This window comes from Herpetosiphon geysericola, from assembly GCF_001306135.1.
Taxonomy (GTDB): Bacteria; Chloroflexota; Chloroflexia; order Chloroflexales; family Herpetosiphonaceae; genus Herpetosiphon; species Herpetosiphon geysericola.
This window is the reverse complement of sequence record NZ_LGKP01000022.1, coordinates 153,272-167,029: the sequence shown is the minus strand read 5'-3', so window position 1 is coordinate 167,029 and position 13,758 is coordinate 153,272. Positions and strand designations below refer to the sequence as shown.

At 51.3% G+C, this 13,758-nt stretch carries 13 protein-coding genes; 7 read left to right on the top strand and 6 right to left on the bottom strand.

All coding sequences use genetic code 11. From position 1 onward, the window contains the following. Positions 1-2,922 (bottom strand): BTAD domain-containing putative transcriptional regulator, encoded by a 2,922-nt coding sequence (locus SE18_RS13575; RefSeq protein WP_054535008.1) that lies wholly within the window; start codon positions 2,920-2,922, stop codon positions 1-3. A gap of 229 nt (positions 2,923-3,151) precedes the next feature. On the opposite strand from SE18_RS13575, the gene SE18_RS13570 reads away from it, so the two are divergent. The 7 genes from SE18_RS13570 (at position 3,152) to SE18_RS13540 (ending at position 10,588) form a co-directional block, all read left to right on the top strand. Beyond that, on the top strand, positions 3,152-3,523 hold the full coding sequence (locus SE18_RS13570; protein WP_054535007.1) for a VOC family protein: 372 nt from the start codon (positions 3,152-3,154) through the stop codon (positions 3,521-3,523). Positions 3,524-3,832: 309 nt separating this feature from the next. Beyond that, positions 3,833-6,340, top strand: a complete 2,508-nt coding sequence (locus SE18_RS13565; protein ID WP_054535006.1) for a mannose-1-phosphate guanyltransferase — start codon at positions 3,833-3,835, stop codon at positions 6,338-6,340. A 136-nt stretch (positions 6,341-6,476) separates the two neighbouring features. Next, complete coding sequence (gene minC, locus SE18_RS13560; protein ID WP_054535005.1) at positions 6,477-7,151, top strand: septum site-determining protein MinC; 675 nt, start codon at positions 6,477-6,479, stop codon at positions 7,149-7,151. 20 nt (positions 7,152-7,171) lie between these two features. After that, entirely contained in the window at positions 7,172-7,972 is an 801-nt protein-coding gene (gene minD / locus SE18_RS13555; protein WP_054535004.1) for a septum site-determining protein MinD, read from the top strand. Between the two features lie 45 nt (positions 7,973-8,017). After that, the gene (gene minE / locus SE18_RS13550; RefSeq protein WP_054535003.1) at positions 8,018-8,281 is read left to right on the top strand and encodes a cell division topological specificity factor MinE; all 264 of its coding nucleotides are present in this window, start codon (positions 8,018-8,020) and stop codon (positions 8,279-8,281) included. 26 nt (positions 8,282-8,307) lie between these two features. Then, positions 8,308-9,519 carry an AI-2E family transporter gene (locus tag SE18_RS13545; protein ID WP_054535002.1) on the top strand — a complete coding sequence of 404 codons (1,212 nt, stop codon included), beginning with the start codon at positions 8,308-8,310 and terminating at the stop codon, positions 9,517-9,519. Between the two features lie 157 nt (positions 9,520-9,676). After that, entirely contained in the window at positions 9,677-10,588 is a 912-nt protein-coding gene (locus SE18_RS13540; RefSeq protein WP_054535001.1) for an AAA family ATPase, read from the top strand. Between the two features lie 97 nt (positions 10,589-10,685). On the opposite strand, the gene SE18_RS13535 is transcribed toward SE18_RS13540, so the two are convergent. Genes SE18_RS13535 through SE18_RS13515 form a run of 5 tightly spaced genes read right to left on the bottom strand, consistent with a single transcriptional unit; the run spans position 10,686 to position 13,754 of the window. Beyond that, on the bottom strand, positions 10,686-11,246 hold the full coding sequence (locus SE18_RS13535) for a copper chaperone PCu(A)C (RefSeq protein WP_054535000.1): 561 nt from the start codon (positions 11,244-11,246) through the stop codon (positions 10,686-10,688). A 15-nt stretch (positions 11,247-11,261) separates the two neighbouring features. Further along, complete coding sequence (locus SE18_RS13530; RefSeq protein ID WP_054534999.1) at positions 11,262-11,867, bottom strand: SCO family protein; 606 nt, start codon at positions 11,865-11,867, stop codon at positions 11,262-11,264. Positions 11,868-11,918: 51 nt separating this feature from the next. Then, positions 11,919-12,308 (bottom strand): hypothetical protein, encoded by a 390-nt coding sequence (locus SE18_RS13525; RefSeq protein WP_054534998.1) that lies wholly within the window; start codon positions 12,306-12,308, stop codon positions 11,919-11,921. A gap of 55 nt (positions 12,309-12,363) precedes the next feature. Then, a complete protein-coding gene (locus tag SE18_RS27505) occupies positions 12,364-12,567 on the bottom strand; it encodes a DUF4177 domain-containing protein (RefSeq protein WP_054534997.1) in 204 nt (67 codons plus the stop codon). A 53-nt stretch (positions 12,568-12,620) separates the two neighbouring features. Continuing rightward, positions 12,621-13,754 (bottom strand): glycosyltransferase family 9 protein, encoded by a 1,134-nt coding sequence (locus tag SE18_RS13515; protein WP_054534996.1) that lies wholly within the window; start codon positions 13,752-13,754, stop codon positions 12,621-12,623. Between the last annotated feature and the right edge of the window lie 4 nt (positions 13,755-13,758).

The window sequence follows — 13,758 nt, the reverse complement described above, 5'->3', positions numbered from 1 at the left end:
TTAGTCCAAGGCGCGGCGTTCGAGCGCTTGCAATTCAGCAGATGGATCAATGCCATATTGATCAGCTAATGCGTTGCGATATGTTGCATAGAGCTTCAGCGCATCGGTACGGCGCTCTTGCTTGATGGCCAAGTTCATGGCCAGCGCAACTGCCCGTGCATTTAATGGCTCAAGCTGAAGCGCCCGATCATACGCCTGTTGAGCACGATCAAACAATTGTTGGTCGTAGGCTTGAATGCCCGTTGCAACCCATAACTCCGAGCCACGCTTAATCAACACTTGGCGCTCATGTTCGATCCACGCTGCATCACAGCCAGGCAAAAACCCTTGGCTGGCGTAATCGGCGGCAAGTTGTAAGCGCTCCAGGGTCGCTTCAGAGCCTTGTAAATGGGTATTCTTAATCACTAAAATGTCTGCATCAATCAGCGATAAGGGAATTCCCAAGCGATAGATCGAACCATCATAGACCACGCATTCAGGAATAACTTTGCGTGTGCGTTCTAGCATTTTGCGCCAGCCAGCAGCCTTGCCATCAATTCCCCAAAGATTTTCGCGTAGTTCCTCGGAGGTCATGCCGCTGGGGTTCAACAACAATAAGGCGATCAGCAAAATCCCTTGGCGAGGGATGCGTTGTAATTTGCCATCAATTTCAACCCGCAACTGGCCCATCAAGCGCACCACCAAGGTTGGGGCTTGCGGGGCAGACAACGTATCGTGCAACACCCGCGCTGCAAAGGGCGAATTCCATTCGGTATAGGCTTCCTGCACCAAGTCTGGCAAATGGCTGGTAAGCGCCGAAAGCAAAATCGGCAAGCCGCTGCGGCCCTCAATAATCAATTCATCAAGCGCTTTCCACGCTTGGCGGGCCTCGCCTCGCTCGTGGCGCAGCCAAAATGCCTCGCTCAATAACAGATACAGCAGGCCTTTGGCTAATGATCCTTCGTTATCAAGCCCTGCCAAGGCTCGTTGCAAGAGCGGAATCGTGCCATCGATTTTGAGACTTAAGTTGGCGGCACTGCGCGCCACCGCCAACCATGCCTGATCAAGCGGATTTTGGGCGGTCGTCGTATCGATTTCAAGCAACAAGCGCTGCAATTGATCGCGCGAGCCATGACGGGTTGCTTGCGATTCCAAGGCCAAGGCATAGGTCAAAATATGATAATCGACCATATTGCTATTGCGTAATTGCTCACGCGCCAAGCCATAGCGCCCAATTGCACTCGTCCAATCGCGCTCAGCCAGCGCCACATCGCCAAGCGTAACCAACGCACCATTTGCCGCCCGCTTATCAGCACGCATGCCGTTGTCGTAGGCTTCTTGGGCATAGCGCGCTGCATCGCTAATTTGGCCTTGATGTAAGGCCACCAACGCCCGCAAATTGAGCGTTTGCGATAAGCCAGCAGGCGAAGCCATTTCGTCCCATAATGAGGTTGCTTGGCGCAAAAGCCGATCAGCCAACGAATAACGTCCGGCGCGGGCCGCAGCATTGGCATAATCGCCCAAAATTAAGCCCAGTAATCGGTTAATACCCGAGCCTTCAATATAGTTGTAGGCTCGCTCAAAGGTGGTAATTGCAGCATCATCTTGGCCCAACGAGGCCAAATAAATTGCATGGGTACGCAAAACCCGCGCATGGTCGTCATCTGTTAAATTAGGATCGTTCAAATAGGGCTGAATTAAGCTATCAGCTTCTCGAATCGCTCCTTGTGCCCGCAACATATCGGCCTTGAGCAAACGCAACATCCGTTGGTCATCTGGCTGTTGATGAATGCCCAAAAGTTGATTGACCAAAATCAAGGCTTTTTCGGCATTGCGCGCCCCAAGATGATAACTTCGCACCAGCAACCAGCCAACTTTTGGCGCAAGCTGCTGCACGGGAACCGTTTGCAACGCATTGACCAGCTCGCCAAAAAAGCGCTGGTTGTTAACGAGGTCGAACTGTTCGATCAGCGTATGATTGATCACATCCCAGCGTTGCAAGCGTTGCATCTGGTGCACAAACGGCAGCAATTGCTGCTGCGCGAGATACCATGCGCCAGCCTGTTCAAACAACGGGGTCAAATAGTCAGCCAAAGCATTCGAGCGCTTGCGCAAACCAAGCTCAGCCAAGGGTTGCAAGCGTAGGTTGGCTTCAAACAACAAGCCTGCTGATTCCCAGCTAAGCAATAAACGGGCTAAATCGTCGTTTGGCAACAAGCTTTGCAGCAACTCAAGCGAATCGCTGGCAAGCCAAAGCCATGCTTCGAGCAGATTGCGCAGTTGCGCTGGCAGCCGCCCCATAACATCTTGCATCACCCATTCAAGCGATGAAGGCTGGAGCGTGCCCGAGCGATTGAGCGCAAAAATACAGGGGGCAACCCAGCCCTCAGTTAAGCCGATCAGCTGATCAGCTTGGGCTTGGCTTAGGCTGAGTTGGCGTTTTTGGGCCAATTCAATTAATTCAGCACTGGTGAATGCCAGCTCTTTCGCGCCAATCACCAGCAGCTGCTGCCGAATGATCCATTGTTGAATCATTGGATGCTGTGGAATTGAAAGCGCCGTGGCGACGACATGCAGCGCCGGATTTTCCAACAAGTCGGTTAGCCATGCATACTCAGGCAAAAACGCGCCCCAAGCATCCAAAAGCTGGTCAAGATCGTCGATCAAAATCCAAGTTGGCTGGCGAATAGCCAAAAGTTGCGGCAGCTGCTGCTCGCTGGTTAAGCCAAGTTGCTGGCCAATTGTGTGCAGCATGGCCTGGGGATCGTTGGGCGCTGACGCAAGCCGCAGCATAGCATAGGGAGCATTGATGGAATGCTTAAGTGCCTCTAATACGGTCGACTTGCCACTGCTGGGCAAACCAATGATTAAGATTACCCGTGGCTCATGTTGGGTCAAGCGAAGTAAACGTGGGCGTTCAACATAGGTCGGATAAAAACTCATAGCAGTTTCCTCAAGATGTTTGGTACGATGCTACCCCACCAACGATTAAGCAGCACAGCGCCATTGTGCTCAAGCATTGAGAGGCTAGGTTGTGCCAATTCGTTACCTATGTTCAATAGGATATACCGAGCTATAGAGCACATCTATGCACGTCCTAGGCTATTTCTAGATTGATTCTTGCTGTATCCACTGTATCATAGCAAAAGAATCATTCTGTAGTGGAGCGGTTATGCAACTTATCGCACTCGACCACATCCAACTCGCAATGCCCGCCGCGCAAGAAGCCCAAGCGCGCTGGTTTTATAGCACCCTGCTTGGCCTTGACGAAGTTGCCAAGCCAGCGCCGTTGCAAGCTCGAGGCGGTTGCTGGTTTCGCGGCTCCAATATCGAACTCCACCTTGGAGTCGAGGCCGATTTTCGGCCAGCGCACAAAGCACACCCTGCCTTTCGCGTCGCCGACCTTGCGCAGGCCCGCGCTGAGTTGCAGGCCGCCGGAATTGCAATTGTTGAAGATAGCAGCTTGCCCCATGTGCGGCGCTTTTACGCTGCCGACCCGTTTGGCAATCGGCTAGAGTTTGTGCAATTTGGCGACGTTTATTAAGAAGCTTTAGGATTAACCAAAGTATACGCGATTCAGCCATGCTGGATAGCGTTAATTGCCGAACTCCGCTGCTAGGGATTCCTAGCTATTTTGGGGTGCAACTACTGGCACAACTTATGCAAACCAAAAGCCGACTGATCAGCGTGGCTTGATCGGCATTGACCACAGCTACATCCGTTCAGCAATGCCCCAAAGCACTCAAATTCTGCCAGTATCTTCTGGTATACTGAACAACGGCGCGGCCCTCGAATGCCCGTGCTGGCCACCGCGCTGAGTGCTGCATTGTTGACACTGCGAGGGTTGCAGACCATGAAAGCAGTTTTAATGGCTGGGGGCGAAGGCTCTCGGCTCCGTCCACTCACGATTAGTCGGCCAAAACCAATGGTTCCCCTGGTTGATCGACCAGTGATGGGGCATATTATTGAGCTGCTAAAACGCCACGGCATTACCGATATTATTATTACCGTCCAGTATCTCGCCAATATTATTCAAGATTTTTATGGCGATGGCTCGGCGTTTGATGTCGATATTTCGTATTCGGTCGAGGAAGTGCCGCTTGGCACAGCAGGAGCCGTCAAATATGCCTCGCGCTTGATCGACGACGATAGCGAGCCTATCATCGTGATTTCGGGCGATGCCTTGACCGATTTCGACCTGACGGCGCTGATTGAGGCCCATAAACGCTCGAATGCCAAAGCTACCATTACCCTGACCCGCGTGCCCAACCCACTTGAATATGGGGTTGTGATCACCGATGATGCAGGCCGAATTCGTCAATTTCTCGAAAAACCCAGCTGGGGCGAGGTTTTTTCCGATACCGTCAACACTGGCATTTATGTAATCGATCCCAGTGTGCTCGACGATATTCCGTTGGGCGATGCCTTCGATTTTTCCAAAGATTTGTTTCCAGCCTTGTTGCGCCGCGGCGAATTGCTCTATGGCTATATTGCCGAGGGCTATTGGACCGATGTCGGCACCATCGATGCCTATATGCGGGCTTGCTCGGATTATTTGATGGGCATGGTCAATTTGCCGCGCCTAGGCCATGATCGCGGCGATAATGTTTGGATCGAAGGCGAAGTTGAAATTGCCCCCGATGCTCAAATTCATGGCCCAGTCTTTTTTGGCCACGGGGTCAAAATCAAAGGTGGAGCGATGGTCTTCGGCCCATCGGTCATCCGCGATTACACAATTATTGATTCGCGGGCCACAATCGATCGCTCGGTGATGTGGCGCAATTCGTATGTTGGCGAGCGGGCCGAGTTGCGCGGGGCGATTGTCTGCAAGCAGTGCAACATCAAAAGTCGTTCGTTGCTCTTCGAGGGCGTGGTTGTCGCCGATAGCACGATTATCAACGCTGGCGCGGTCATTCAGCCAAACGTCAAAATTTGGCCCTCGAAAGAAGTCGAAGAAGGAGCGACGGTTAGTGCTTCGATTATTTGGGGTGCCCAAGGGCGGCGGGTCTTATTTGGGCGCTACGGCATTACCGGCTTGGTCAATATCGACCTTACGCCAGAATTTTGCGCGAAATTAGGCGCTGCCTATGGCGCAATTTTGCCCAAAAATACCATGGTTACAATGAATCGCGATGCGCATTACACGCCGCGCATGCTCAAACGCGGCTTGATTGCAGGCATTCCATCGGCGGGCATCGATGTGCTTGATTTGCATTCGGTGCCAATTCCAACCGCGCGCTATTTGACCTATGCCCTGAAAGCAGCTGGCGGCATGCATGTGCGGCTTTCGCCATTCGATAATCGGGTTGTTGATATTAAATTCTTCGATCATCGCGGGCTAGATCTTGGCAGCGATATGGAGCGCAAGATCGAAAATACCTACTTCCGCGAAGATTATCGCCGCGTTTATCTCGATGAAATTGGCAGGATCACCGAAAACAGCGATTACAACTCGGTTTATATCGATAAATTTATGGAATCGCTCGACCCCAAGATTTTGCCAGAGCTAGAACAACCGTGGAGCATTGTGATCGATTATGCTTCGTCGAATGCGGCCCAAATTCTTGGCACGATTATGCGACGCTTGAATGTTGATTTAGTTGAGCTGAATGCCCAAATCGATGAAGATCGCTTGTTCCAAACCGCCGATCAATTCAATGCTGGCATGCAACGCTTGGCAGCAATTGTGCCCGTGATGAACGCCGATATTGGGGTGCGGCTTGATTCTGGTGGCGAACGAATGTATGTGGTCGATGATACCGGCCATCGTTTGAGCGATATTGAGTTGCTGGCTGCAGTGACCGCACTCACGATGGAAGCCAACAGTGGCGGTACGGTGGCCGTGCCAGTGACCGCACCGCGCCTGTTCGATAAATTGGCCGAGCGTTATGGCGGGCGGATTCAGCGCACCAAAACTGCCTTGGGCGCGCTGATGCAGCAAGCAGCCAAATGCAACGAATTATGCGTCTTGGGCGATGGCGCTGGTAGCTTGATTTTCCCATCGTTCTTTCCGGTAGCCGATGGTCTGTTTGCCATTGTAAAATTGATGGAATTGTTGGCGCGGGCCAATATTCCACTCTCGGAAATTCGGCGCTCGTTGCCGCGCTCGGCCATGGCCAACCACAAAGTGCCATGTCGTTGGGAATCCAAAGGCAAAGTAATGCGGATTCTCAACGAACAATATGCTGAACGCTCACAAGAAAATATCGACGGCATCAAGATTGAGCTTGGGCCAGAATGGGTGCTGATTCTGCCCGACCCTGATGGCCCATTTATTCACGTGATTGCCGAGGGAGTCAACGAAGATCAAGCGCACGTCTTGACCGAAAAGTATGCAGGTTTAGTCATGGGGCTTCAGTAGAACAAAGAACATAGAGCATAGAACATAGACAAGCATGTGCTTGTGGTTTTACCAAATTAGGCATCAATTACGGCTACTATGCTCTATGTTCTTTGCTCTTTGCTCTTATTTTCGTTTTCTTGACGGAGACGGTATAATGCGCGATATGGAAGAGCGCATCACGTTAAAAGGCAGCCGTGACGGGCTGCGCTTGATTTTACACCCCACCGCAGCGTGGGAAGAAGTCCTTGAAGCCCTGCGCAAGCAGCTAGCCCAAGGATCATCGTTTTATCATGGCGCAAAATTATTGATCGATGTTGGCGAACGGTCGATCACCGATGTAGAGCTACAGGCAATCTTGGCAATCATGGCCGAACATGATATTGAGCCAGCTGCATTAATCACCATCGCACCAACCAATCGAACTACTGGTCGGCAAGCTGGTGTGGAAACCCGCCACCCCGACAGCCTACGGTCTACTCCTCCACCCGTCGTGCAAGGCGAAGGCTTGTTTTTATGGCGCACCGTGCGTTCTGGCCAAGCAATTAAGCATCAAGGCCATGTCGTTGTGGTTGGCGATGTTAATGCTGGGGCCGAAATTAGCGCGCACGGCAGCATCATCATTTGGGGGCGCTTACGCGGCTCCGTCCATGCAGGAGTTGGCGGCAATCAACAAGCGATTGTCTGTGCGCTCGAATTGAGCCCAACCCTCTTGCGGATTGCCGATAACCTTGCCCGCACACCCGATAATCATCGCCCAACTGGCCCTGAACAAGCCAGCCTTGATGGCGACAACATTGTAGTAGTACCATGGGATGCCCCACGCCGCTAGTGGGCCTTTGAGGATCATGTATGGCACAAGTAATTACAATCACCTCTGGTAAAGGGGGGGTTGGCAAAACCACCACCACCGCTAATCTCGCAACCTCGTTAGCCATGCAAGGCCAACGCGTTGTTGCTATCGATGCAGATATTGGCTTGCGGAATCTCGATGTTGTAATGGGCCTCGAAAATCGCATCGTCTACGATTTAGTCGATGTGGTCGAAGGTCGCTGTCGGACACGCCAAGCGCTGATTAAAGACAAGCGCTTTCCTGATAATTTATTCTTGTTGCCAGCAGCCCAAACCCGCGATAAAGATGCGGTAACGCCTGATGATATGATTGCCCTCTGCAACGAGCTGCGCCGCGAATTCGATTTTATCTTGATCGATTCGCCAGCAGGCATCGAGGGCGGCTTTAAAAATGCGATTGCACCCGCAGACCACATTTTGATCGTCACAACTCCTGAAATGTCAGCAGTCCGCGATGCCGACCGAATTGTTGGCTTGGTCGAAGCGTATGAAAAAAGCAACCCAAAGCTCATTATCAATCGGATCAAGGCCCGCATGGTTGCTCGCGGCGACATGATGGATACGCCCGATGTGGTAGAAATTTTGGCAATCGACTTAATTGGGATTGTGCCCGACGACGAGAGTATTGTGGTCTCGACCAACCGTGGCGAAGTAGCGGTGCTAGATCGCGACTCAATGGCCGGAAAAGCCTATAATAATATCGCCAATCGTTTACTTGGCCACGATATTCCCTTCCTTGTGCTTGATGAAAAACAAGGCTTATGGGCCCAATTGGTCAGTATGTTTCGGACACGCCGCTAAAATGGCGCTACCTAGCCAACCTTATCTTCCACATGGAGCGGATCTATGGGTTTTTTAGATAATCTTTTTGGTCGCAAGCAACCGACCAGCTCGTCGGTTGCCAAAGAGCGTTTGTTGACGGTTTTAGTTCATGATCGGGTTCATCTCTCGCCCCACGATATGGACGAGATGAAACGTGAGATCATTGCAGTAATCGAGCGTTACGTTGAAGTAACCAACCCAGAGGCCATTGAAGTAACCTTGACCCGTGGCGAAGCTACCGACCACCTCAAGGCCGATATTCCCCTTGGTCGCTCGCGTCAACAATAACGCTATGGCCATGTGGAGGAGATTTTATGTACGTTCAGCCTACTAGCCCGATTCGTTTCTCGCCGCGCGCAAAATTTGTAACAGTCCTTTCGATTGTTATTATTAGCCTGTACTTGGTCAACCAAGCCTGGCATATTATGATTCCCTTCATCTGGGCAATCATCACAGCCTATATTTTTAATCCAGTTGTTACATGGATGCAACGGCGGACCAAAACCCCCCGTTTTTGGTGGGTAATTGTGCTCTACATCATCGGGTCTGCGCTGTTAACATTGCTGGTCAGTAATGTCGTCCCGATCATTACGACCCAAATTAACGATCTTGCCAAGGCCATTCCCGAATGGCTTGAGGATGCAAGTAATTATGTCGAGAAACATGAATCATTGACGATTCGTGGAGTCGAAATTATTAATTTGCGCGAGGCTGAACGTGAAATCTCTGGCGCAATCGCTGCCTTTGCCAAAGATTTGCCAAGTGCTGCACCCAAGTTTTTGTTTGGGATTGCCGAAGGTTTTATTTTAACCTTAGTCTATTTTGTGGTCACGTTCTATTTGCTGCTGCAAGCAGAAACCATTCCCAATAATTTCTATCGCTTGATTCCCGAACGCCATCGCGATGAAATTCGCCAATTGGTTAGCTCGATCGATCGCGTGCTCTCAGCCTATATTCGCGGTCAGTTTTTGCTGATCATCATTATGTCGGTGTTGAGCTATATTGCGCTCTCGATTTTGCAAGTCAAATATGCCTTGATCATCGCAATTGCAACTGGGGTGTTGGAAATTATTCCAATCATCGGGCCATACTTGGCTACCGCAATCGCGGCCTTGGTTGGTTTGTTCCAAGGCACAACCCCATTTGGCTGGGAGCCGTGGTTGCTGGCATTGGTGATCGTCATTACCTACTTTGCCCTGCGCCAATTCGAAGATCACTTTATTATTCCCAACTTGGTCGGCCACATTGTCAATGTGCACCCGATCTTTGTGATCTTTGCAATTTTGGCGGGGGGAGCAGTAGCTGGCGGCTTGGGCCTCCTCTTATCAATTCCAATGGCGGCAGTAGCAAGGATCATCCTATCATACCTGCATGGCAAGCTGGTCGATTCGCCGAATCCTCAAGCCGATTTAGTCGAACAAGAGGAGAAGCTGCTTGAGAAACCAGCAGCTACCGAACGCCGCGAAGGCCGCCGCACCCGCCGCGAAGCCAAAAAACGCGTCGAAAGCGGCGATATTCAACCATAACATGCTAATTGGAGCAACTCATTGAGCCACAGGATAAAACCTGTGGCTTTTTGCTGCTTGACACATTGAAACATTTGTTCTATATTTTTTATGTATATTGATTGGATACGGGCCAGCAATGGCTATGGGTAACCGAGTTCACGAAAGGAATAGCACAATGTTTCAGTCGCTCGAACAACTTGAAACAGGCAGTTTATTTATATTAACCGGCCAATCTGGCGCAGGGAAATCGCATTTAGCCGCCAGCACCCGCCGCAACGGCACGGTCTGGATTTTGGATACCGAGGGCGCTGCCAAGAATCTTTTGGGCAAGCCTGGAGTCCACAAAGCGATCCAAGCAGTTCAAACGCTGTCGTTGCAACAAATTTTAGCTGCCATGCAAGAGATTTTGCGCATTGGCAAGGCTGGCGATACCGTTGTGCTCGACTCTGTTTCCAAAGTGCTGCAAGCGATGCGCGCCCATGCCCAGCAACGGGCTGGCGCAGAAACCGATCGCAAAACCCAAATTGAGTTTGATGAATATGCGTCGTTCAATCGCAACCTGCAAGCGATTTATACTGGCCTCACCGAGCTAAAACAACATGGCTTTCATGTGATTATTATCGGCCACTTGGCCAAACAATATAGCGAACAAAGCGAAGATCGCAACCACACCGATGTGGGCTTGCGCGTGCTGGCCGATGAGCACATCACCTACGAGGCCGATGCAATTATCTTGGTTGAGCGCGACGGCGACCAACGCCAGATGCGACCAATTATCAAGCCACCTCGGCCATTGCACCTCAAATTGGGCGCAAATTATCCCGCCAAGCTAGGCACGCTCTACCCTGAGCTTGCGCTTGACGAAGCGTTTGGCAACAGCCCTGAGCGCACAGGCCGCCCAGTTGATGCCAATGAAGCAGAACGCCGTTTCTTTGCCCGCTATGCCTCGGTCGTTGGCGGCAACAATTGGAACGCCGTGCAACGCTACCTTGGGCGCAAAGATAAAAAACCCAGCACTATCGAAGGCTGGATCAGCGCCGCCGAACAGGTTCGCCAAGCACCAAACGATCAAGCGATGGCCGCCTAAAATGAAGCTAAACAAAATCCCTCGTCCAGCATTCAACGAGACGAGGGATTTGAACTATTGTTTTCGCTGCATTGTCTATGTTCTTTGCTCTATGCTCTTATTGGGCACTTGGCATTTGAACTGGCACTTTCACCGTAATCTTGCCAGCCTTTTCAAAGGTCAAGGTGAGATCAAGTGTATCGCCAACTTTGAGATCCTGCTTGATTTCCAACAACATAATATGGAAGCCGCCTGGTTTTAATACTGCTTCACCATTGGCTGGCACTTCGATCTTCTCGACTTGCTCCATCTTCATCACCTCGCCATCGGCAGTAACCGTATGCAACTCGACTTTGCCAGCAACATCGGTTGCAGCAGCAATCAAGCTATCGGCAGCGCCAGTATTGCGAATCGTCATATAAGCAGCACTATTACTGCCCATCATCGTGCCGCCACCCATGCCACCGCCCATGGTTGGGCTAACTGGCGTAGTTGCCATGGTTGGGGTTTGCATCAGCGTTGCCGCAGCAAAGGCAGGCCGCGCAAACGAACCATCGATCGTTAATGAACCAAGCGTGTTCGCTGCGCTATTGCTGCTATTTAGCACGGTGGTCGGGGTAGTTGCCGAGCCACAAGCGGCTAAGACCAAAAGCAATACGGCCAAGATTAAACGTTTCATGAAAGGTTTCTCCACTTATTCAACAGCGATGTATTGCAACATCGTTTTAAGATCAGTCGCTAAAAGAGTTGGATCAACATCGTGGTTGGCCATGGCAAACCAGCGCCCTTGTTGATCGATAATATACAAGCCAGCAGTATGATCGATGGTGTATTGCAAGGCCGAGTCAGGCAATTCGCGTCGCTGAGCATGCACGCCATACTCTTTTTTCACCGCTTCGACCGCCGCCGTTTCGCCGTTTAAGCCCAAAATCGTTGAATCGAACAACGAAACATAGCGATCGATCGTTGCCGGATTATCGCGCTCAGGATCGACCGTCACAAAGGCAATTTGCACCTTGTCACCATCAGCGCCAAGCTGTTTGCGAGCCTGAGCTGAAAGCCCCAAAGCCAAGGGGCACACATCAGGGCAAGCAGTAAAACCAAAAAAGAGAATCACGATTTTGCCGCGTTGCTCAGCCAAATGGAATTCAGCACCATGCTGATCAATCAAGCTAAAATCGGGCGCAGCCGTTGGGTTTTCAATTGGGCGAATAATCTGATAGCTAGCTGTGCCACAACCGCTTAAACTCAAACCAAGCCCAAGCAGCACACAGGCCAAAAGCCAATGAGCGTATTTCATAGCACCCATCCTTAAGAATTTTATAAATTCAAGTTTGTAGGAATCCAGTTATTAACCAAGCACGAGGATTCTTGGCGGGGGCGTGATAATTTGCGGATGATAACTCGGCCAAACGCGTTGCACTTCCAGCAAACGTCGCCATAAACGAGACGCAAGCATCCAGCTAGTAAGCAGGAGCAACACCATTGGATAGACTGCTGCCAAGCCATCAGGTAGCGGAGGCATTGGCTGTGGCGCGGAATCGCTATGCTGCGCGTGCAAATCACAAACCAACATCGCATGCTCCGAAGCAGCACCAGTTTGGCTTTGCATGCCCCACCACCAGCAATGGGCAATACAGGCAATCGGGCAAAACAAAGCCAGTTGAATCAGAATGATCCAACTGACTGTTTGAATATACCGAGGCCAAGGCCGCGAGTGCTGTTGCTTCAATGCGTTCATGCTAGGCTACTATAGCATAGCCCGCATGGCACTCAATCAGGCATTAAACCGATCCTTAGTTGAATGCTTTGGGGCGTTTGAAGGTAACAATGAGGCGCGAACTTTGCCCTTGAGCTTGATTAAGATCAACAATGCTCACAAGTTCCCAGCCATCCTTACCAGCTTTATTCAGCATCAAACTAAGCGTGCTTGGGTCAACATTCGGACTCCAAAAGCCACTAACATCGACAAGTTCAACATGATATTCCCATTGTTGCATGCTGCTTTCCTCAAAACAAGTTGATTTCATGGCTTGTACGTAGTGTGTTAGCGCTATGTTCCAGTCTGTACCAGCAAGCGTTTGGCCTGCTTCACCACCTGCTGAACGGTAATTGCGGTCATACATTCGCTGGGCTTGGTTTGGCGTGGGCAATGGGTTAACACACCACATGGCGAACACGCTATTGCTGCATCAAGCACAACATGGTGCTGCGGATCGCCCCAAGGCCCAAAACGCCGCTTATCGCCAGGCCCAAAGAGATGCACAGTGGGCGTTGCTTGGCTGACTGCCAAATGCAACGGGCCATTATCGACCCCCAACACCACGGCGCAGCGTCCAAACAAGGCCGCCAATTGACCTAAATTGGCCTGTCCAACCGCGTTCAGATGCGGAATCGTCAAATGCTGGCTAATCGCTGCCACATCAGCAGCATCAGCAGGCCCGCCAGTTAACACAATTTGAGCCTGATCAGCCAATTGTTCAGCAACCTGCGCCCAGCGTTCAGCTGGCCATAATTTTGCCGCGCCACCGCTGCCCGCCTGAATCGCCAGCAATGGTTTTTGAATCTGATGCTGGGCCAGCCAAGCAGCTGCCCAAGCATGTTCCTCGTCACTTGGCACAAAGCGCAACCTATGATTTTGAGTGTCAACAGAGCCAAGTGCAGCAACCAAATCTAAGGCTTGTTGGGTTACATGCGCATTTGGGTTCCAAGCCAAGGCCTTGTTCAAACTTGGCGCAACCAAGGGATGGGCAAACCCAATCCGGCGGCCACAACCAGCACCAAGCGCCAACAAGCCGCCCCACCAATGGTCATCGCGCATAACCAAGGCTGTATCAAACTTCATTTGGCGCAAACGGGCAGCTTCCTGCCAGAGCAAGCGATAGGGAGCCAAAGCCGAGGGCTGAGCGCCACGCACAAAGCCAGGGAATTCGCAGCTTTCAATTGCATCAAGATCAGGGTTATCGGCCAAGAGGCGTTTGGCCCATGAACCGACCAGCAGCGTAATCTGGGCTTGGGGTTGGCTTTGACGCAAAGCACGTAAGGCGGGGGTCAACAATAAAACATCGCCCAAATGGTCGGGCTTAATCACCAAAATGCGCTGCGGTTGGGCTGGCGCTGGCCGAGTAAAAACACCCAAGGCCAGCGCCAAACCACGCACCATTGTCGAACGAAGTAAAGCTTTCATAGAA

What these genes read in the sequence shown, in the direction of transcription:
- SE18_RS13525 (WP_054534998.1), bottom strand. Translation starts at nt 12,308, where the DNA reads ATGAACGCATTGAAGCAACAGCACTCGCGGCCTTGGCCTCGGTATATT.
- SE18_RS13570 (WP_054535007.1), top strand. Translation starts at nt 3,152, where the DNA reads ATGCAACTTATCGCACTCGACCACATCCAACTCGCAATGCCCGCCGCG.
- SE18_RS13535 (WP_054535000.1), bottom strand. Translation starts at nt 11,246, where the DNA reads ATGAAACGTTTAATCTTGGCCGTATTGCTTTTGGTCTTAGCCGCTTGT.
- SE18_RS13565 (WP_054535006.1), top strand. Translation starts at nt 3,833, where the DNA reads ATGAAAGCAGTTTTAATGGCTGGGGGCGAAGGCTCTCGGCTCCGTCCA.
- minD (WP_054535004.1), top strand. Translation starts at nt 7,172, where the DNA reads ATGGCACAAGTAATTACAATCACCTCTGGTAAAGGGGGGGTTGGCAAA.
- SE18_RS13530 (WP_054534999.1), bottom strand. Translation starts at nt 11,867, where the DNA reads ATGAAATACGCTCATTGGCTTTTGGCCTGTGTGCTGCTTGGGCTTGGT.
- SE18_RS27505 (WP_054534997.1), bottom strand. Translation starts at nt 12,567, where the DNA reads ATGCAACAATGGGAATATCATGTTGAACTTGTCGATGTTAGTGGCTTT.
- minC (WP_054535005.1), top strand. Translation starts at nt 6,477, where the DNA reads ATGCGCGATATGGAAGAGCGCATCACGTTAAAAGGCAGCCGTGACGGG.
- minE (WP_054535003.1), top strand. Translation starts at nt 8,018, where the DNA reads ATGGGTTTTTTAGATAATCTTTTTGGTCGCAAGCAACCGACCAGCTCG.
- SE18_RS13545 (WP_054535002.1), top strand. Translation starts at nt 8,308, where the DNA reads ATGTACGTTCAGCCTACTAGCCCGATTCGTTTCTCGCCGCGCGCAAAA.
- SE18_RS13540 (WP_054535001.1), top strand. Translation starts at nt 9,677, where the DNA reads ATGTTTCAGTCGCTCGAACAACTTGAAACAGGCAGTTTATTTATATTA.
- SE18_RS13575 (WP_054535008.1), bottom strand. Translation starts at nt 2,922, where the DNA reads ATGAGTTTTTATCCGACCTATGTTGAACGCCCACGTTTACTTCGCTTG.
- SE18_RS13515 (WP_054534996.1), bottom strand. Translation starts at nt 13,754, where the DNA reads ATGAAAGCTTTACTTCGTTCGACAATGGTGCGTGGTTTGGCGCTGGCC.